General features: G+C 38.5%; 13 protein-coding genes. 8 read left to right on the plus strand and 5 right to left on the minus strand.

Annotated elements, in window-relative coordinates; genetic code table 11:
- Window positions 1-13: 13 nt before the first annotated feature.
- The 3 genes from G7Y56_RS10405 (at window position 14) to G7Y56_RS10415 (ending at window position 6,135) form a co-directional block, all read left to right on the plus strand.
- Window positions 14-3,220 carry a SusC/RagA family TonB-linked outer membrane protein gene (locus tag G7Y56_RS10405; RefSeq protein WP_165043270.1) on the plus strand — a complete coding sequence of 1,069 codons (3,207 nt, stop codon included), beginning with the start codon at window positions 14-16 and terminating at the stop codon, window positions 3,218-3,220.
- A gap of 20 nt (window positions 3,221-3,240) precedes the next feature.
- Window positions 3,241-4,785, plus strand: coding sequence for a SusD/RagB family nutrient-binding outer membrane lipoprotein (locus G7Y56_RS10410; RefSeq protein WP_165043272.1), 1,545 nt, complete (start codon window positions 3,241-3,243; stop codon window positions 4,783-4,785).
- A 123-nt stretch (window positions 4,786-4,908) separates the two neighbouring features.
- Window positions 4,909-6,135 (plus strand): TlpA disulfide reductase family protein, encoded by a 1,227-nt coding sequence (locus tag G7Y56_RS10415; protein ID WP_165043274.1) that lies wholly within the window; start codon window positions 4,909-4,911, stop codon window positions 6,133-6,135.
- A gap of 81 nt (window positions 6,136-6,216) precedes the next feature.
- Here the strand turns inward: G7Y56_RS10415 and G7Y56_RS10420 are convergent, their stop codons facing one another.
- Entirely contained in the window at window positions 6,217-11,784 is a 5,568-nt protein-coding gene (locus G7Y56_RS10420; protein ID WP_165043275.1) for an alpha-2-macroglobulin, read from the minus strand.
- A 300-nt stretch (window positions 11,785-12,084) separates the two neighbouring features.
- On the opposite strand from G7Y56_RS10420, the gene G7Y56_RS10425 reads away from it, so the two are divergent.
- The 5 genes from G7Y56_RS10425 to G7Y56_RS10445 all read left to right on the plus strand — a co-directional run bounded on the left by G7Y56_RS10425 (window position 12,085) and on the right by G7Y56_RS10445 (window position 17,403).
- Window positions 12,085-12,816: a type 1 glutamine amidotransferase gene (locus G7Y56_RS10425; protein ID WP_221412554.1), complete on the plus strand. Its 732-nt coding sequence runs from the start codon at window positions 12,085-12,087 to the stop codon at window positions 12,814-12,816.
- On the plus strand, window positions 12,813-14,201 hold the full coding sequence (locus G7Y56_RS10430; RefSeq protein ID WP_165043277.1) for an MFS transporter: 1,389 nt from the start codon (window positions 12,813-12,815) through the stop codon (window positions 14,199-14,201). The genes G7Y56_RS10425 and G7Y56_RS10430 overlap by 4 nt, the downstream gene beginning before the upstream one ends.
- A 10-nt stretch (window positions 14,202-14,211) precedes the next feature.
- Window positions 14,212-15,501, plus strand: a complete 1,290-nt coding sequence (locus G7Y56_RS10435; protein WP_185153995.1) for an Nramp family divalent metal transporter — start codon at window positions 14,212-14,214, stop codon at window positions 15,499-15,501.
- Window positions 15,502-15,568: 67 nt separating this feature from the next.
- Window positions 15,569-16,765 (plus strand): MFS transporter, encoded by a 1,197-nt coding sequence (locus tag G7Y56_RS10440; RefSeq protein ID WP_165021017.1) that lies wholly within the window; start codon window positions 15,569-15,571, stop codon window positions 16,763-16,765.
- Window positions 16,766-16,863: 98 nt separating this feature from the next.
- Complete coding sequence (locus tag G7Y56_RS10445; RefSeq protein ID WP_165043279.1) at window positions 16,864-17,403, plus strand: RidA family protein; 540 nt, start codon at window positions 16,864-16,866, stop codon at window positions 17,401-17,403.
- Between the two features lie 57 nt (window positions 17,404-17,460).
- On the opposite strand, the gene pepE is transcribed toward G7Y56_RS10445, so the two are convergent.
- The 4 genes from pepE to G7Y56_RS10465 form a co-directional block, all read right to left on the minus strand.
- A complete protein-coding gene (gene pepE / locus G7Y56_RS10450) occupies window positions 17,461-18,168 on the minus strand; it encodes a dipeptidase PepE (protein ID WP_165043280.1) in 708 nt (235 codons plus the stop codon).
- Window positions 18,169-18,171: 3 nt separating this feature from the next.
- Window positions 18,172-19,020 (minus strand): AbiH family protein, encoded by an 849-nt coding sequence (locus tag G7Y56_RS10455; protein WP_165043282.1) that lies wholly within the window; start codon window positions 19,018-19,020, stop codon window positions 18,172-18,174.
- Between the two features lie 269 nt (window positions 19,021-19,289).
- The gene (gene eno / locus G7Y56_RS10460) at window positions 19,290-20,582 is read right to left on the minus strand and encodes a phosphopyruvate hydratase (protein WP_165043284.1); all 1,293 of its coding nucleotides are present in this window, start codon (window positions 20,580-20,582) and stop codon (window positions 19,290-19,292) included.
- 127 nt (window positions 20,583-20,709) lie between these two features.
- Window positions 20,710-21,303, minus strand: a complete 594-nt coding sequence (locus tag G7Y56_RS10465) for a MarC family protein (RefSeq protein ID WP_165021013.1) — start codon at window positions 21,301-21,303, stop codon at window positions 20,710-20,712.
- Window positions 21,304-21,455: the final 152 nt, after the last annotated feature.

Genomic DNA, 21,455 nt, shown 5'->3' on the forward strand with positions numbered 1-21,455 from the left:
TAATTATAGTATTATGCACCACCGACTAAAATTTAGAAAAGTTTATTTATTACTGCTGGTTAATATTTTCGCCGTATTAGCCCATTCGCAGACAGGCGAAGTGTTCACAATAAAAGGAAAAGTAACAGATGTTGCAGGTATAGAATTATCGGGTGTTACAGTATATCCAAAAGGTACGCCCAATGTAGGTACAATGACAGATGCTGATGGCAATTACTCAATATCAGCAAAAAAGAATGATTATTTAGTATTCTCCTTTATCGGATTCAAAACCGATGAAGTACAAGTTTTATCAAATAAAGCAATTAATGTAACTTTAGAAGAAGCTACTACCGAATTGAATGAGATTGTGGTAACTTCCTTAAATATACCAAGAGAACGGAAAGCATTGGGCTATTCAGTACAAGCTGTTCCGGGACAGGTATTAGAAACCCGTCCGGCAAATGCATTAAGTGCGTTGTCTGGTAGAATATCGGGTCTACAGGTAATCTCTAGTGGTGGTAATATGGGTGGATCATCCCGTCTTACACTCCGTGGTATTACCTCTATTACAGGAAACAATCAACCCCTATATGTTATCGATGGTATTCCATTAGACAATACCGATATGAACACAGCACTTACCATTGGTGGTAGTGCAGGTAAGGATGTGGGTAATACTATTCAGGATATCAACCCTGATGATATTGCAGACATTAGTGTTCTTAAAGGTCCTTCGGCCGCCGCGTTATATGGTAGCCGTGCCGCAAATGGGGTAATACTCATTACAACTAAAAAGGGTGATGGTGTAAACGATCGCATAGATATACAGGTAAATACAGGTATAGAATTAGAAAATGTAGTGCGCTTACCCAAACGTCAAAAATTATATGGCGGTGGCTATAATTCAACATTCGAGACTGCTAACATAAATGGTAAAGACTATAAAATAGTTGATTATGCAGCAGATGAAAGCTGGGGGCCGAGATTAGATGGAACTCCTGTGCTTCATTGGTATAATCTTGATCCTGAATTTGCCGGTGACTTCTTAAATCCTCAACCATGGGTATATCCCGAGAACGATGTAACAAGTTTCTTCAGAACAGGTATATCGAATACAAATAATATATCGTTGTCTAAGACTTCGGCAAAAGGTACGTTTCGTGTTTCTGTTACAAATAGAAATGTGACGGGTACAGTTCCCAATTCATCGTTAAGCCGTAACTCTGTGAACCTGTCAGGAAGTACTAAAGGTACAGTAGTATCATTCTTTGGTAACGTAAACTATATTAATAATAAGACCACAGGACGTCCCTGGACAGGTGCTTCGAATCGTAATATAATTCTCGAAGCATATCAATGGGGACAAGTGCAGGTAGATTATGAAAAACTGAGAGACTATAAAAGAGCCGATGGTACTCCTCGTCCATGGAACAGAACAAGCTGGGAAAATACACCTGCAGGAGAGAAAACAAAATATATTGATAATCCTTATTGGTCGGCTTACGAAAGTTATTTGAAAGAAAACAGAGATCGTGTTTATGGAAATGTGGGTCTTACGATAACTCCGGTTTCATGGTTAAATCTTTTGGGGCGTGTTAATGGTGACATTTACCAATACAATTCTCAAGACCGTATTGCTTATTATTCCCGTTCGCAATCGATGTATCAGGAATATTCTCAGAACTTCAGCGAGTTCAACTATGAATTTCTAGCAACAGCTAACAACCGTTGGGGCGAACACTCTTTAGTTACCAATGTTGGAGCAAACTATATGAGACGCAATAGAAGGATAAGTGATATTCAAACATCGGGCGGTCTGATCGTTCCACAGTTTTATAGTTTGAAAAATGCTACATCTGTTGTTATAAATCCGACAACAGGGCTGTATAAGAAAGCCATATCATCTATTTACGGAAGCTTCTCTTATGGTTGGAAAAGTATGGTTTATGTAGATGGTACATTACGTAACGACTGGTCGTCTACTTTACCAACTGATAATAATTCATTCCTTTATCCATCCCTTACGTCTTCTGTTGTATTGAGCGAGCTTGCTGCATTGAAGAATCAAAGCTGGTTGTCATTCGCTAAAGTTCGTTTAGGTTGGGCACAAGTAGGTAATGATACCGATCCGTATCAATTGTACAAAACCTACAAAGCAATGACTGCCGTTAATGGAAATGCGGCTTACGTCTTACCTGATCAGCTAAACAATCTGAATCTAAAACCGGAGATAACATCATCGTGGGAAACTGGTTTCGAATTGCAGCTCTTTAATAATCTGATTGGACTCGATTTTACTTATTATGATAATATGAGCCGTAACCAGATTATCTCGTTGCCTACATCGGATGCTTTCGGTTATAGCAGTAAGCTGATAAATGCGGGTAAGATAAATAATAAAGGTATTGAGGTTACACTTACTGCCAATATTATCAGACAAAAAGATTTGGACTGGACATCAGTAGTCAATTTTTCAAAGAATACGAATAAAATTATAAAACTATCCGATGCCGTTAATACATTGCAGTTAGACAATACACTTGTTTCTTTAGTGGCTAAAGAAGGTGATAGCTACGGACAAATAATGGGTTATGATTTTGTATATGCACCGGACGGGCAAAAAGTCGTAAATAGTGATGGAGTATATATGCGCACAGAACAATTAGTACCCCTAGGCAGTGTTATGCCCGATTTCTTATGGAGTATACATAATCAATTCCGCTATAAAGATTTTACATTTGGTTTCCTTGTCGATTCACGCATAGGTGGCAACTTCTTTTCACAAACATATAAAGTGGGGATGTACTCGGGTATATTAGAATCTACAGCTGCTAATAATATTCGTGAGACAGGTATTGTTGTAGATGGAGTAAGAGGAGATGTTGCGTTTAATCCCAATGGAACATATACAGTTACTAATACCTCGCCTAATGATAAGAATGTTAGTGCACAAGATTGGGCTCGCAATCAATATAATGGCCCTACGGCGCATACTGTTTTCGATGCAACATTCATCAAGCTAAGAGAATTGACACTAGGCTATACTTTCAATCTTCCTAAATATAAAATACAAAGTGTTTCGGTGACCGCTTATGCCCGTAACCTTTGGAATATTTATACCAAGAGTAAAGATATAGACCCTGAACTAACCAACAGTAGTGGTAATATACAAGGCGTAGAGGGTGGTAATATCCCCGTTCCTATTACCTATGGTCTCAATTTAGGTCTTAAATTTTAAAACAAGTAAAAGCATTTGATATGAAACTAAATAATAAATATATAATTGGGGCCGCTATTATTTCTCTACTGATATCTACTTCGTGTGTAGATGATATGAACGTAGACCCCAACCGCCCGTCTTCGGTGCCGACAACAACTTTGATTACATCGTCAGAGAAACTATTAATCGATAATATCCGTAACGAAAATATTTCGTTAAGAGGTTCGATGCTTTTTGTTCAATATTTTGCTCAGAATTCATATACTTCTCAGTCCCGATACGATATACCGTTCAGTTATTCTGATGATTACTGGCAAGACACATATTCGGTTCTGAATAATCTTCAGGATGTTATAAAACTGAACACGAATCCCGACACGAGAGATATAGCTGCAGCTAATGGAGTGGGGCGTAATACTACTCAGATTGCTATTAGCCGTATCTTGAAAACGTATGCATTCTATTCGTTAACAGATGTCTTTGGTAATATCCCCTATCAGTCGTACGGAAGCAATGATCCTGATTTTCAAGCATTGCAACAAGATCCCGATAATATTACTCCCAAGTATGCTTCGCAAGAAAAAATATATACAGATATGCTGAACGAACTGAAAGCTGCGGGCGATACTCTTTTAAGATACAACACTGAGAAAACCTTTGGTGCGGCGGATATTATTTACAAAGGAAGCAATGATAAATGGGCGAAATTTGCAAATTCACTTCGCTTACGCTTAGCAACGCGCCTGAAAGCTAAGAATCCTGCATTATATAAAGAGCATTTCGACGATGCTATAAACAAAGGAGTTTTCACCGGTAATTCGGACAATGCAGTATTTGCTTACTCCACAGCATCGCCTAACGAGGCTCCACTGTATAGAGCAACTATACCTGTCAATAGAACAGATTTTGCGGTGTCTGACGTATTTATGAGATTATTGAAAGGTGAGAATTCTGCATTGCCCATTGTCGATCCTCGTTTACCAATATATGCATCAGCATCGTCTGCAACAAAAGAGTATACAGGACTTCCTTATGGATTGACCGAAGCTGAAGCGGGTAAATTTGCGGTTACTAATGTTAGCTTGCCCGGTGCGGTAATTAATGCGGCAAACTACGCAGAAGTATTATTGGAATATTCAGAAGTTCAATTCTTGATTTCCGAGTATAAAGGCTGGTCGCAAGCCGAATATGAGGCAGGGGTTCAGGCATCACTCGATAAATGGGGTGTCTCGGCAGCTGATGCGGCTACTTATATAGCTGCACTTCCTGTCGCAAACCAAGAGAATGTGTTGAATCAAAAATATATTGCATTATACACACAAGGGTTAGAGGCATGGAGCGATTATCGCCGTACAGGCTATCCTAACTTCCTTTTGAACAAAGGTGATGTGAATTTTCAAGGAAAAATAGGAAATGTAGAGATAACTTACATTTTTAGTCCGCTATTTGGAGACGGAGGTGTGCCAAGTCGTCTTTATTATCCTATTAAAGAACAGAATGTAAATAAAGCTAACTATCAACAAGCTATTGCTGATCAAGGAAATGACAGGATAGAAACAACATTGTGGGTATTTAGGAAATAAGTAGAATAATATAGTCGGTGCTATATTTTAGTCATAACATTTTATTCTTGCTATACTTAAGCAAAGGATAACTTGTTATGACTTTTGTTCGTAGATTTGTATAAAACTGAAATAAAAAGAAACATGAAAAAGTATTTATTTATTATTGTCGCAGCACTGCTCATTTTTGTGTCATGTGACGGACAAAAAAACAATAAGCTGAAAAATGGTAAATGGCGCGGAGAGTTTTCGGCTTCCGATCAAAAAATCCCTTTTATACTCGATGTTGCAAATGCTGAAACAGATTCGGTAAAAGTATATCTGATCAATGGCGCAGAACGTGTCGCTTTAGATAGTATTACATATTCGGGAGATACAGTGACTATTCCTATTAAGGCGTATGATACACAACTTGTAGGGATTGTATACGATGGTAAAATAGATGGCTTCTTTAAAAAATTATATGTAGAGAATGACCCCGGTGTTCCTTTCACTGCAATATGGGGTGGTGCTCCACGCTTTGAAGTTGCTTCGGCTCCTTCTCCCGTGTCTTTAGTAGGTAAATGGGATATTAACTTTGTGAACCAAGAAGGCGATACGACTAAGAATGTCGGTGTATTCAGTCAGGAAAAAGATATCCTTACAGGATCTATTTTGACGAACTCGGGAGATTTACGTTATCTTGAAGGTGCATTAACGAATGATGGATTCCAGTTCTCTGCATTTGCCGGATTGAGTCCTTATCTGATCAAAGCGAAGTTTGAAGGTAATGACGCATTTACCGGTGAGTTTTATACCACAAGAGGAGTGACCAGGTTGATAGGAAAACGTAATTCGGAAGCTGCATTAGCTGACCCTTACAGTTTGACTTATCTCAAAAAAGGGTACGACCGCATCGATTTCACATTCCCGAATATAGAGGGAGAAAAAGTGTCTTTATCTGATCCTCGTTATAAAGGGAAAGTAGTTATTGTTTCTATTCTTGGTAGCTGGTGTCCCAACTGTTTAGACGAAATGGAATATCTTGCACCATGGTACAGAGAGAACAAGGAAAGAGGAGTCGAAATTATAGGGCTGGCTTTCGAGCGCAAAGATGATCCCGAATATGTGAAAACGGTCTTGTCCCGCCTTGTGAAACGATATGATGTTGATTATGAAATCTTATTTGCAGGTAAATTAGGTAATGATTCTGCTGAAAAAGCATTGCCGGCACTTAGTAAGATAGCAAGTTATCCCACAACTATCTTTATTGATAAAAAAGGTGTTGTTCGTAAAATACATACAGGATTTAATGGTCCTGCAACAGGGTTGTTTTACGATGAATTCAAGAAAGATTTCAACAAAATTGTTGACGATTTGCTTGCTGAGTAATCTATCATAATATAGTTAGTCCCGAAATATATCTGCTCTAGACAGTATATTTCGGGACTAATTGTATATATAGTATAACTATTATTGTTTCACCTCAACCCATTGTCCGGTGCTTCTGCTTTGCTCATCGGGATTGTACATTGCCTCGCAAGTGACTGCCGGCAGATAAAATCGTCCGCAGTAAGCTGCTTGCAATTTCACCTTGAATCCCATTGAATAGCCCGATCCGATATTGAAATAGGTCAACACTCTGTCATCACGTATGTCCTGATAATTGAATGATTGAGAATTCGAGTCTGCGGCTTCGTTGAACAGCCTATTATTAAATATCTCCCATCCCGAAGCGAATACCTGACTCAACGCCATATCGGTAAGAGCTTGTCCCGATATATTTTGAACAATCACATTGGCATAGAATTCTGTTCCTTGACGAAGCGATGTTACATCGATCTCTTTTCCATTATCATCCACATATTTTACATACAAATTAACACCGCCTTGTTGAGGAGGAATGTTGCCACCTAATGGTTGAGTTCTACCAAGCAAACGAACAAACAGTTCTCCTTGTCCTGTATTCTTGAAGTTAACATTAACCATCTCTTGTGGTTTGATTGTAATTTCTTGGAATACACTACCCGAGTTACCACTTTGTTGTTTCACGCCGTTCAGATGCCATTCGTAAGAAATAACACCCTTACCCATTTTTTCGGCTAGTTTAGACATAGCGATCAATCCGTAAGAAGCTGTTTGAGTAGAAATATAATTTGCACTCAAATCTTGCGATACCTTACGGGATAGTTTCAAGGCTTTATCTGTCTTATCCAATAATAGATATGTTTCCATAATCATAGCCATGTCACGACCGGGACTACCATAGGTATTATTATTGAACGAATAATTCTCAACCTCATCGCTTACGTTCGATATCAATTGGTTGGCAGCATCTTTCTTGCCTGCCACAGCATAGGCGGCAGCCAATCGCCAACGGGCTTGTATAGATAATCCACTCATTTCTTTTAAGCGATTCATTGCTCCCAATTCAGGATCTCCTGCTAAGGCAAGCGTATAGAGACGATATGCTTGTTGCAGATCGGTCATCGAATAATCGTAATACGAATTGTATATATCCTTTCTATCCCAATTTTGAGCAGTTTTCTTCTGGAATTTCTTCCATTTGTCAATCACTGAGTTCGGAACATCACGCCCTGCACGTTGAGCTTCTATAAGGAAATGTCCGGCATAACTTGTAACCCATTCGGTAGGATAGCGATTGCCCGGCCAGTAAGCAATACCACCATCGCCTAATTGGCGGGATGAAATAATCTTTATAGCCTCTTTTATGTTAGAATCAATCTTTTCTTTTTCCTTATCTGTAAATTGGCGGAAGGTTGCGACATACAGTAGAGGGAACGCCTTAGATGTTACTTGTTCGGTACATCCATGAGGATATTCAAGCAGGTAAGACAGATTCTTGTTCAGGTTGATCCCCGGCATACGCGACACCTCTAATTTTACCCAATCGCTGCTTTGTATAGCATCGAGCGTCAGTTTCAATTGAGCTGTATCACCTGCCGAAACAAGAGCTTGTTCACTTAACAATATGGCAGGGTTAGGATTGCGTACCTCTATATCGATAGTCTCGGTTGCGGTTTCTCCACCACCTGTTGCTTTGATGATAACCTTTTCTTGTCCTGTGCGTTTGGCTACTTTCACTTTGAAGTAAACCATCTTATCTCCGACATCGGAGAATGAAACTGTTTTGGTCGTTCCATCAGTGAACTGGAATAGCCCTGTTGACTGAACGGTGACAGTTACACTCTTCACTTTTTTATCCATCGCAAATACATTTACGGGAACTAATATTTCCTCATCAGGACCTGCAACACGTGGAAGTGTAGATAATATCATTAAAGGATTTTTCACCTGTACCGTTTTTTCGGCATTACCATACGCTCCCTTTGCATTACCTGCTACGATCATTGTACGTACCGAGCCAAAGTAAGATGGAAGGGTAATTTTATGAGTGTCGGTTTTGCCCCCTTTCAGCGTAAATGGTCCCATGTATTTAACCACAGGTTTGAAGCGGTTCATTGTATTATTAGATGGTTTTAGAGCCTCATCACCACCAATACTCAATAGTGGGCCGAGTTTACCCGCGTTAGCACCAACAACAAGGTCGTACATATCCCAAGTGCGGACACCCAGTGCTTGACGTGCGTAGAAATCAGACCATGCATTTGGCGTTTTGAATGCAGTGAGGTCGAGTAAACCGTCATCTACAATAGCCAAAGTATAAGTCATATCCTTTTTATTCTTTTCGGATACTGAAACTGTGAATTCTTTTTCAGGACGCAGTTCATCAGGCATAGAAATAACCGGAGTTAATTCTGTGTCTTTATTCTCTACACTGATATTTAGCACTCCATACATACGTATAGGCAGATCATTATCTGTTTGGGCATGCGGTTGTAGTAGCGTAGCGAAGATATAGAAGTTCGGATTCATTTCTTCCGTTACCGTAAAGGTGTGTTTGGTATCTTCCGCTGCACTGGTTTCTACCCATTCGCGAGATATAACTTTCGATCCGTTTTCAATACTTATTAAAGCCCTGCCTTTCGAACTCTTCGGTAATATGACAGTCGCTTTTTCACCTACCTGATATGTTTGTTTATCGGTTGTGAACGAAAGCATAGTTAATCCGCTTGGGTCTTGTTTTTCGGAACGACCTCTCCACGATGGCCAATCTACATATAGAACCCTACCCGCAGTATGTCCGCTTTGCTCGTCTTTAACCATCACGAGATAACGTCCCCATTCAGGATAATTTATTCGGAAGTTGACTTTCGCTTTTCCACCCACTGTTGAAATATTCTGATCCAGTACAACTTCGGTCGATGTGTTATTTACATAAGACGATAGATTGTCGCTATTCTCGTTCCACCACCACGACCAACGTACCTTATAAACCTTCACATTAATGTTGGAACGGTTTACAGGTTTACCATCAGCAGTAAGCGTTATAATATCAAGGGCATTATCTTTATCGGTTTCCAACCATTCATACTCGCTTTCAGCAGGCGTTTTTACTCCTACATATGTTGAAAATGGAGAATATGGCATACTTTGCGCATAGATACTGGCATCACCACCCGATTCGAATACGCGTGATACAATATTCGCTTTCAGCATACCCGGCGCACTGGCTGCTTGCGGTAAATTAGCTCTTACCGTAGCGTTACCCGAGGCATCCAGACGCCCTTCGAATATAGTATATGTATCTGATGTGAAATTGGTAGCCGGATTGTTGAATGAATATTTTGTATATCCTTCGAATGGATTTGCAGCAGGAGTAAGTGTCATTTCTACTTTTGCAGCAAGGTTAGAAGCAGGAGAGCCGTGCAGCCATTGGGACGATAACGATCCTGTAAGTATGCCATGGCTTGCATCTATCATCTTGCCCGCATCGAGTCTTATTTTCAAGCGGTTGGGTTTTACTGTTTCAACCTTTATTCTCTTGCTGAATGTTGCACCTCCTACTTTTATCAGGGCTTGCCAGTTTCCTGTTATAGCATCCGGGTCGGTAGCCATACGGAAAGCATAAAATCCGTCTTTGCCCGAAGTAGACATGTAACGTTGGTATAGCTGTCCGCGAGGAGTGTAAAATTCGAGTGATACAGGATGATCTTTCGGAAGGGTTTTATCCTTGTCTTCAAGAATAAAGGTAAGATAAATAGAATCACCCGGGCGCCAAACACCACGTTCGCCATAAATATAGCCCTTCAATCCTTTTTGTATCTCTTTACCACTGACATCGAAGTTGCTAAGCGATAATGATAAGTTAGAACTGACTTTTAGGTATCCTTTTTCTTTACCTTTTGTAGCTATTACGACAAATGGAACACCACCTTTATAGTCGACAGAAGCGAACCCGTCGCCATCAGTCTTAGCTGTTCCGATACGTTGCATCTGATAATTGTAGACGTCTATAGTAACACCCGATAGTGGTTTTGTAGTTAATACATCATTGATAGCAACAAATAATTTCTTGTCAGAACCCAGTTTGGCTGTCATTCCTATATTTGAAGCGAGAACAACACAACTTTCGGTTTTATTCATATAGTATGTAGGTTTGCAAGGGTCTTCCCTTTCATTCCATACATACTGGTCCCAATCGGTATTTTCGTAATAGTAATAACCCGGTACATCCCACTGAGCTTCATCTTCTTCGCTCATCTTGTTGTCGAATCGTTCTAATGAAGCATCTTGAGGAACTTGAGGAATTATGCCATCACACGGATAAAGAGAATATTCTTTTCTGATACTAAACTCTATTTTATAGACTGCTCCCGGGTCTTGTTTTATCATTTTCGATAAATCGAGAGGAAAGTCGTTCCATTCGCTCAGATTCTTGGTCGGGTCAGCATCAAGGCGGATACGTTCTTTTAGAATAAGTCTGCCAAAGCGCTTCAATTCGTCACTGCCTCCGAAATTATTGGCTTGTAAGTATCCCAATATATTATTTTCAAATATCTTGATTACTTTTACATCGACAGCCCATAGATTTACGGCTTGGAAAGGAATAACGAGATTTTCAGAGTTGGGAAGTATATTTCCCGCATTAATCATTTTCACAGCCGGCTTGTTTTTCTCAAAGTTGAGGCTGTAAGTATAGCTTTTATCTAGTGGTTTGTTTTCAAAACTTTTTAATTCCTTAAATATCTGGAGGTCGATACTCGAACTTCCATTATAATTATCAAGATAAAGTTTCAGAACATTCTTTTGGATATCATACGAGAAATTCTCTATACCATTCGGATTTATCAGGCCTTGAATATTCTGATTGAGTGATAAAGGGTCGCTGAATGTGATGCGGATACACTCTTGTGGTTCGTAGGCTGTACGAACATCAATCACTTGGAAAGTGCTGCCTCCGATTTGGGGCAACGATATAGCTAAATCTTCGGTTCGTTTGGCCGATATAGGTGAGCCGTCTATGTGTAAAGTGTATTCTATAGGTTTGCTTTCGCGGCGAAGGCTATCGATCAATAGATTATATTTACCTTTTATTTCGGTGGGAGTAATTTTTACTTTAGCATCTTTCGAACCATCGCCCGATAATGAAAACATATTTTTCACATTGTCGATGTTTGCATCATCGGCCAGCGTGACTGTTCCTTGCACAGCATTCCATTTAAGGTCATTATCTTTAATCGGAGAATAAGGCAGGATATCTACTCTGAAATTTTGTTCAGGCACATGAAAGTAGAAGTAGAATTCTTTAAAGTCGCTCTCTACTTGTAATACCTTATCGAGTTTGAACCAGGCTTCGTATTCTTGTCCCGGTTTCAATTCTCCCGGTTCAGGTACAAATTTTATAGTACGTGTGCTTGTCCAATACGCCTTTCCGGCTATAGATGGCGAGAATTCGAATAGTTCCTGATCTATTTCCTTGTCAAGTTCTACACTAGGAATATCTTGTGTCAACTCAATTTGGATATCGGAGGTGGAAGACACTTTTCCGTACGAAAAGGCAGCGATATAACGGGCGAATTCAGGATTGATTTCGTGATTGCCACTCCTTTTACATGAACTGCACATTAGAAGCAGTATCATACTGAACAGACTGAAAATGGTTAGCTTTTTGCTCATGCTGTGTATTGTTGTTTGTTGTATTAATGTATTGAAGCTATTTATTCCTTTTGTAGTTTAAGATCATAAACGGTTGCTATGCAAATATATGACTAAAAATACAATACGTTACTTAATAGTAATTTACAAATATAAATAATATTTCAGGGCTTATAATAATGTATACTGTTTATTATTCGACTAATGTTTATAGAATTGGGTACTTTATGATGTTGGTAAATAGTTTTGAACCATGTGAATAAACTATAATATTGTTGTGATCAACCCTTTGTTCTTGTTACGAAAAACCGCTATCTTTGAATGTCTTATAGTTTTCATCAAATATTCGATAAAATGAACCGTCGTGTACATTACATACAGCATGTTGCTTTCGAAGGATTAGGTTATTTGGAAACATATGTAATAGAAAAGGGATATAGTTTGTCTGTATCCAGAATGTACGAAGATTATAAATTTCCGAATCCGGACTCTTTCGATCTGTTAATTATAATGGGTGGCCCGATGGGGGCATATGAAGATGATAAATATGCTTGGCTAAAAGAAGAAAAAGCTTTTATTCGTTCAACTATAGATGCTGGAAAAGTTGTTTTAGGCATTTGTTTAGGTTCACAGATTCTGGCTAGTGTGTTGGGTGCAGAAGTTTACCCGAATAAAGAAAAAGAAATAGGCTGGTTGCCGGTAACATTTACAAATCAGTCTTGTCAGAATTTTTTCGATAGCAGAGAGAAATCTCAGACAGTATTTCAATATCATGGTGATACATTCGATCTGCCCGAAAATGCCAAATTATTAGCTACGAGCGAAGTGTGTGCGAATCAGGCTTTTCTCTATAAAGACAAAGTGCTTGGCTTACAATTTCATTTGGAGGTGACAGAGCCAAGTTGTATTGAAATGTTGGATAACGGATCTGATGATTGGGAAGAGGGGGAATATATTCAATCCCAAGATTTGATCCGAACAAATATGCATAATATTCCGTTGTGTAACCAAATGATAAAATCGGTATTAGAGAAACTGACAGATAAAATATGACACATACCGCTTCGAAAACAAATACAGGTGCCCTGTTATTTATTATCTGTCTGGCTGCATCCTTAGTTCCCTTTATGGGTTCGGCATTGAACTTAGCTTTGCCCTATATTAACGAAGATTTATCGTTGAGTGCTGTTATGTCGGGGTGGGTTCCTACATCGTATATGCTGTCTACGGCGATACTCCAAATACCTTTCGCTCGAATGGCGGATATGGTAGGGCGTAGGAAAGTTTTTCTGGCTGGTGTAACTATACTTACGATATTCTCTGTATTAAGCGGTTTTGCAACAACGGGTGTGAGCCTTATTATATACCGTTTTCTGGCAGGAATCGGAAGTGCTATGATGTTTGGTACAAGTACCGCAATTCTTACTGCTTCTGTCCCTAACGAGAAAAGAGGGCAAGCATTGGGAGTAATAGCTGCAACCGTTTATTTTTCGCTTGCGGCAGGTCCTTTTGTTGGGGGGATATTAACGCAATATTTCAACTGGCATAGTATTTTTTTCGTTTCGGCCGCCCTTAGCCTTATTGTTGCTGTGGGAGGTTATGTTATAATAAAAGATGATTGGAAAGAAGAGACTAAGACAAAATTTGATTTTGTTGGTTCCCTTCTCTTTGTCGCAGGTCTTTCATCTCTCATATACGGATTCTCAAGACTTCCTCACACGCAGGGTTTTATATTGATTGGATTAGGCGTGATCGTATTATTATATTTCTCTCATTATGAGAAGAAACAAGAATATCCGGTATTCAATATCCGGATCTTTTTAGGGAACAGGGTATTCAGATTGTCGTCGTTATCGGCATTAATAAATTATTCGGCTACCTTTGCCATTTCTTTTATGTTAAGCTTGTATTTGCAATATGTTCGGGGACTATCTCCACGTGATGCAGGGCTTATACTTATCACTCAGTCGGTAATACAGGCTGTTGTATCGCTTAAATCGGGAAGGTTGTCTGATAAAATGTCCGCTACATTCTTAGCATCATTGGGTATGGCTATTATTGCTTTAGGATTGTTTGGCTTATGTTTTATTTCCGAAACAACCAATCTATATTACATTGGGGCAATACTCTTATTGTTGGGGTTGGGCTTTGGCATATTCTCATCACCCAATACAAATATCATAATGAGTTCGGTAGAGCGAGAGTATTATGGTTTTGCGTCGGCAACAATGGGAACAATGCGTCTTGTAGGACAAGCATTTAGTATGGGTATTGCTATTATGGCAATTTCTATATTTATAGGTAATGTGAAAATTACGCCTGCTGTACATACCGAATTGATAGGCAGTATGCGGATAACATTTATAATATGTCTGGCATTATGCCTTTTCGGGGTTTATGCTTCGCTAGTTAGGGAAAAAAGAAAAGAGGTAGAATAAAGTAAGTACAATGATAAATTATTTCAAGAAATTAAAGAAAGATTATAGGACTCGCAATCCAAAACTTAAATCAAGTGCATTTGAGTTGTTGAAATATATTGGTCCCGGACTATTGGTTACCGTTGGCTTTATCGACCCGGGCAACTGGGCTTCGAATTTTGCAGCCGGATCGGAATTTGGTTATGCCTTGTTGTGGGTAGTAACCCTATCTACAGTTATGCTGATTATTCTTCAACATAATGTAGCCCATCTCGGAATTGTTACAGGACTTTGTTTGTCGGAAGCTGCTAATAAATATCTGCCACGCGCCGGATCACGTTTTATTCTGTGGTCTGCAATCGGGGCATCCATATCAACATCTTTAGCCGAAATATTGGGAGGTGCAATTGCCTTGCAAATGCTTTTCGATATACCGATCAAGCTGGGTGCGGTTCTTGTGACAATATTTGTTTTTATAATGATGTTCTCCAACTCGTATAAAAAGATTGAGCGCTATATTATTGCCTTTGTGTCTTTGATCGGATTGTCATTTATTTACGAATTGTTTCTGGTCGAAATAGATTGGCCTGTAGCTATAGAATCGTGGGTGAAACCATCTATTCCGGAGGGCAGTATGCTTATTATTATGAGTGTATTGGGAGCAGTGGTTATGCCGCATAACTTGTTCTTACATTCCGAAGTTATACAAAGCCGCCAATGGAATCTTGAGGACGATAAGGTAATAGAGAAACAATTGAAATATGAGTTTTTCGATACTTTCCTTTCCATGGTTATTGGTTGGGCTATCAATAGTGCTATGATTTTACTTGCTGCTGCTACGTTTTTCAGAGAAGGTATGATTGTAGACGATCTCGGACAAGCACATTCTTTGCTTCAGCCACTTTTGGGAAACAATGCAGTTATTGTCTTTGCTATAGCATTGTTGTTTGCAGGTATCTCTTCTTCTATGACATCGGGTATTGCAGCCGGTTCTATTTTTGCAGGGATGTACGATGAGCCATATAATATAAAGGATATACATTCACGAACAGGGGTTGTTATCTCACTGGGAGTTGCGTTGCTGATTATATTTCTGATAAGTAATCCTTTTATGGGTCTGATCATTTCGCAAGCTATTTTAAGTATGCAGTTACCTATAACAGTCTTTTTGCAAGTGAGGCTGACTTCGTCGGAACAGGTTATGGGAAAATATGCAAATAAGTCTTTTACGAAGTGGATGCTCTATACTATTGCAGGGATAGTAACTATCTTAAATATTCTCCTACTTATAAGCTTTTTCGTAGATTTTAATTTTCAATAACACTCTATCCTTTTTATCTCCTTAATAAGCTGTATCTTTGCAACTATTTTTTAAAAGGATAACAGAAATGGGAAATACGAAACAAACAGGAACAGCTTTTGCAATGCTTACATTGCTCGGTATATCACACATGTTGAACGATACCTTGCAGTCGCTTATCTCTGCTATTTATCCATTGCTGAAAGATTCTTTATTGCTCAATTTTACTCAAATAGGGCTTATTACACTCGTCTTCCAGATGGCATCTTCTGTTTTTCAGCCGGTGATTGGGTGGATTACCGATAAGCGGCCTCAGCCCTATTCGTTACCTGTTGGGATGTCATTTACGATGGGCGGGATACTATTTCTTGCTTTCGCATCCGGCTTTGCTCAAGTCCTGATTGCTGTATTCTTTGTGGGTTTTGGCTCTTCTATTTTCCATCCCGAAGCATCTAGGCTGGCGTATCTGGCATCTGGAGGAAAACACGGATTGGCACAATCAATATTTCAGGTAGGAGGGAACTTCGGTTCTTCATTGGGCCCTCTCCTTGCACTTTGGGTAATTACTCCTTACGGACAACAAAATATAGCATGGTTTTCTATCGTAGCCTTTATCTGTATTGGTGTAATGCTTGTTATCAGCCGATGGTATAAAGCCAATCTTTACAGAATAAAACCCAAGGCGAAGGATGGTGATGTCCTTTCTGTTTCGCCTTATCCGCGTAAAACGATAATTATGGCAATATCTATATTGCTTGTTCTTATCTTTTCGAAATACATCTATATGGCTAGTCTTAGCAACTTCTATATGTTTTATCTGATCGATAAATTTGGAGTCGATGTACATGATGCCCAGTTATATCTTTTTGCTTTCTTGTTTGCTGTGGCAGTAGGTACAGTTGCCGGAGGGCCTATTGGTGACCGCATTGGGCGCAAGTATGTTATCTGGGGATCGATCTTAGGTACTGCACCTTTTGCTCTGGCTATGCCTCATGTCGGCTTGGTGGGAACATGTGTATTGAGTATTATTATCGGTTTGGTACTATCATCTGCTTTCTCAGCTATCTTGGTGTATGCACAAGAGTTGTTGCCGGGCAAAGTCGGCTTAATCGGAGGTCTATTCTTTGGGTTGGCTTTCGGTGTCGCGGGGATTGCGTCAGCGGCACTCGGCAAAGTTGCCGATGAAACGAGTATTCAGCACGTGTATAATATATGTGCTTATCTCCCTCTTATAGGTTTGGTGGCTGCTTTTCTTCCGAACACGAAGAAGCATAAGGCTGCTTAATTACGTTACATTATCATTTGAGGTGGTATATTGATAAGTTTTAACGTGAAGGGCAGGCCAGACTTTATTACTTTTGTTTCTCACAAAAAAAAGTATCAATGAGAAAAATATCCACTCTGTTTCTTCTTTTTACATCAATTATAGGGGCTCTTTATGCTCAGGAAACGATAATCACAAAATCACAAACTGCGAAAAAAATGCAGGAATCAGGTATTGTTCTACCCCATGCTCCTGCGCCTGTAGGTAGCTATGTTCCATATAAGAGAGTTGGCAATCTGATTTTTATCAATCAGGTTTCACTGGTAGATGGCAAAATACTAACTCCCGGCGTTATTGGAGAAGGTGTAACGGAGGAGCAAGCGAAGCAGGCTACCCGTCAAGCAATGTTGAATGTTGTTGCAATACTCAATCAGGCAGTAGGTGGAGATTTAGACAGAGTGAAACAAGCTGTGCAAATGACAGGCATATTCAATACGAGCAAAGGCTATACACAACATGCTGTTTTGATGAACGAAGGTTCATCCTTACTCATCGACATCTTCGGAGAAAGAGGAGTGCATACACGTGCTACTTTCGGTGCATCTTCATTGCCGATCAATTCGCCGGTGGAGATACAAGCCATATTTGAAGTGGAGTGATTATTCGGTATTCTATATAACAAAAAGAGAGAAGCTCCGAAAAGCTTCTCTCTTAATTTATTTCATCAGGAAATTGAAGTCATCTTTATTGCTTAATTCCTTAGGCTCTTCTCCATATTTAAATATACGGGCTGTCCGGTCTCCTATCAGTTCTAATTTGCCATCTTCGTAATGTAGCATTGTAGCTTCACGCAGTCCTACCACATACGTATCTTGATTTTGAGTTGTAAATTCATTGATACGAACCTCGCGCGTCTCTCCTCCATGGTTTGATGGATGGTCGTCCAAGTAGTGAGGATTAAGCTGAAAAGGTACAAGGTTAATTGTTTCAAACCCTTTTGGGTCTATAATTGGCATGTCGTTTGTCGTGCGTAGAGTGGGACAAGCTACATTCGATCCGGCGCTCCATCCTATATAAGGTATTCCTGCTTTTACCTTTTCGCCGATAAGCTCTATCAATCCATTATCGCGCATGGTGCGTACCAGTTTCCACGTATTTCCCCCACCGATAACGATTGCTTCCGCATCTTTTATCGCTTGTTTCGGATCATCGAAATGATGTATTCCTGTCACACTATGTCCTATTTCGGCCAATGCATCATTCACTCTTCGCTCGTACTCATCATACGAAAAAGTAACAACAGCATAGGGTATAAATACAGCTTTAACGGGCTTATCTCCTAAGAACTGTTTGATGTTATTTTTAGGATAACCCAGATAGGCTTCTCCGGGATTAGTCGAATTGCTTAGTAGTAATAGTCTCATGGTTTATGATATATTTATATTGTTTCGATTATTAGTATCAATAGTTTCTAAATTGTTCATTCGCTTTAACATCGATAACCTATTATTAGTAAGGGCGTCAAGTTGTTTAAATAACTGAAAATAGCCATCTTCTGTATAGAAAAACAAATCGATTTTTTTTGTTCCGTATGTATCATATCCAATTGAAATATCATTAAAGAAATCTTTAAAATACATATGGTCAGTCTCTCCTAATGAATGCCCAAATATTATAATACGAGAAGCTTTCTTTAAGATAGGATCAAAGTTTATGGTTTTAAAGTTACTATTATATGCTTTTTTTAAGAAAACATATTCTGATTTTATCCTAGCATTATCTTCAACTCCAAATATAATCTGACCTTCATCGATTGATCCATGTACTTTTATATGATTATTCATCAAAATATTTGATGGTTTTTGAAGTCTCTCCATAATGACTTTTATAGTATTGGTATAATTAAAGTCAATTATTAAAAGATTATCAAGTCCTATAGATTTGAGGATGTCAAAAGGGATTGATTTTTCAGGTATATTTGAGTAGTCAATGGTTGATAAATAATTTATTAGAGATTTAGATAGCAAAGTGAAATCGGATTTAAACGTATTTGGAGATTCATTTTTGCTAGAATAAATTTTCAGTTCATTTTCTATATCAATCCAATTCTTCAGTTCATGTTGACTTTGCAAATATTGGCATAGGTGATTTTCTTTTATTAAATCAGTAAAAAACACACTTTGAATAAAATCTGTATATCCTGTTTTTAATCCCAAATTTAGATCAAATCCATTTCCTAAAATAAGGATGGTGTCATATTCTTTAGACTTGTTCATTAATTAATCTTTAATATTAGTTATTGCAAATATACTGAAAATACAGATACATTCTTAAGTGATAATTTCATCATCTTTTACAAAAAGGAGACATAGGTAACAAAAGTGACACTTTTTAGTTGGTTTTCGAATGTAACCTTTTCCGCTTTCTTGTATTTCATCAATCAAGCCACTATGCACTAATATTAATAAATTTAGTTATATTTTTTCATAAAAAAAGCCGATACCCTTTCGAGCATCGGCTTTTATATGTTAAAGAAATTAATTTCTTATTTCTTTTGAACTCTTGTGTAACCATAAACAGCTTTGTCACCCAATTCTTCTTCGATACGAAGTAGTTGGTTGTATTTAGCCATACGGTCTGAACGGCTAAGAGAACCTGTTTTGATTTGACCTGAATTAGTTGCAACTGCTATGTCAGCAATTGTAGAATCTTCAGTTTCACCCGAGCGGTGAGAAGTTACGCTGGTGTAGCCTGCACGGTGAGCCATTTCGATAGCATCTAAAGTCTCAGTAAGAGAACCGATTTGGTTTACTTTGATTAGGATTGAATTAGCGCAACCTGTTTCGATGCCTTTTTTCAAGAAATCTACGTTAGTTACGAATAAATCGTCACCTACTAGTTGAATTTTGCTTCCGATTTCGTCAGTAAGCAATTTCCATCCATCCCAGTCAGCTTCGTGCATACCATCTTCGATTGAATCGATAGGGTATTTTTCAGAAAGGCTTTTCAAGAATTTCACTTGGTCAGCAGAAGTGCGTTTAGCACCGTCTTTTCCTTCAAATTTGCTATAGTCATAAACTTTAGCTTTTTTGTCGTAAAATTCAGAAGCAGCACAGTCAAGAGCGATAGTGATATCTTTTCCTGCTTTGTAACCTGCATCTTTGATAGCTTTAAGAATTGAATCAAGAGCATCTTCTGTTCCTTTCAATGTAGGAGCAAAACCACCTTCATCACCAACAGCAGTACTAAGACCTCTGCTTTTGAATTCTTTAGCAAGAGCATGGAATACTTCAGCACCCATTCTCAAACCTTCTTTGAATGATTTAGCACCTACCGGGCGGATCATAAACTCTTGGAATGCAATAGGAGCATCAGAGTGAGAGCCTCCGTTGATGATATTCATCATCGGTACAGGAAGAGTATAAGTGTTTGTTCCGCCGATATAGCGATACAAAGGAATATCAAGATAGTTAGCAGCAGCTTTAGCAACAGCTAGAGAAACACCCAAAATAGCGTTAGCTCCTAGTTTCGATTTAGTTTTAGTTCCGTCAAGAGCGATCATTTGTTGATCGATGCCTCTTTGGTTCAATGCCGATTCTCCAAGTAGAGCAGGTGCGATAACATTGTTTACGTTATCTACAGCTTTGATTACACCTTTACCGCCATATCTTTTTTTGTCGCCATCACGAAGTTCTAATGCTTCGTTTTCACCTGTAGAAGCTCCCGATGGAACAGCAGCACGACCAAATGCACCACATTCAAGGGTAACATCAACTTCGATTGTTGGATTACCTCTTGAGTCCAAAATCTCACGTGCGAAAATTTTTTCGATTCTCATGTTTTATTGATTTTTAAAAATTGAATAATATATTCTAATTGTTGTTGTTAAATTTAGCTGAACAAAAATACATTTTTTTCTTTTAATACAGAAGAGTAAGTAAATGAATTTATGCTTTTTTAGACCATTATTGTAAACTATTCAGCAATGCGTTGATATTTGATGTGAATAATTTTACGGCAATAGCCATTAATATGATTCCAAAGAATTTACGCATCACATATACGCCACCAATGCCTACGACTTTTTGTATTAGTTTTAAATTTTTCAGAACAAAAAATACGATAATCATATTTGCGAATAGGGCTATGAGAATATTCAATACCGAAAATTCGGCACGCATTGATAATAAGGCGGTAAACGTTCCCGGACCTGCAATTAACGGAAATACAATTGGTACAAATGTCGAAGCCCCATTGGGAGCATCGTTCCTGAATACCTCAATTCCAAATATCATTTCTATCGAAATAATAAAAATAACCAATGCTCCTGCTACAGCAAAAGAAGAGACATCCACATTGAATAAATTCAACAATCCTTCGCCGACGAAAAGGAATGCAGCCATAATGATAAATGCATATAATGCTGTTTGAAATGGATTTACATCCTTTTTGTCTTTTGTGAAACCGAGAAATATAGGCACAGACCCTAATACATCTATCAGTGCGAATAATACAACGAATGTGCTTAATATTTGCTTGAAACTAATCGCTAAGTCCATAATCAATAGATGCTTTAATGGGTTTATTGTGCAAATTTAATGTTTTTTCGATTATAAACTTTATATATAATACTAAATCATTACTTTACTGAAGTCCGATTATAAATGTTTTTGTCTTTAATGAAAAGCATAAAGCAAAAACTTTTGTAAGT

The organism is Dysgonomonas sp. ZJ709, assembly GCF_011039195.1.
Taxonomy (GTDB): Bacteria; Bacteroidota; Bacteroidia; order Bacteroidales; family Dysgonomonadaceae; genus Dysgonomonas.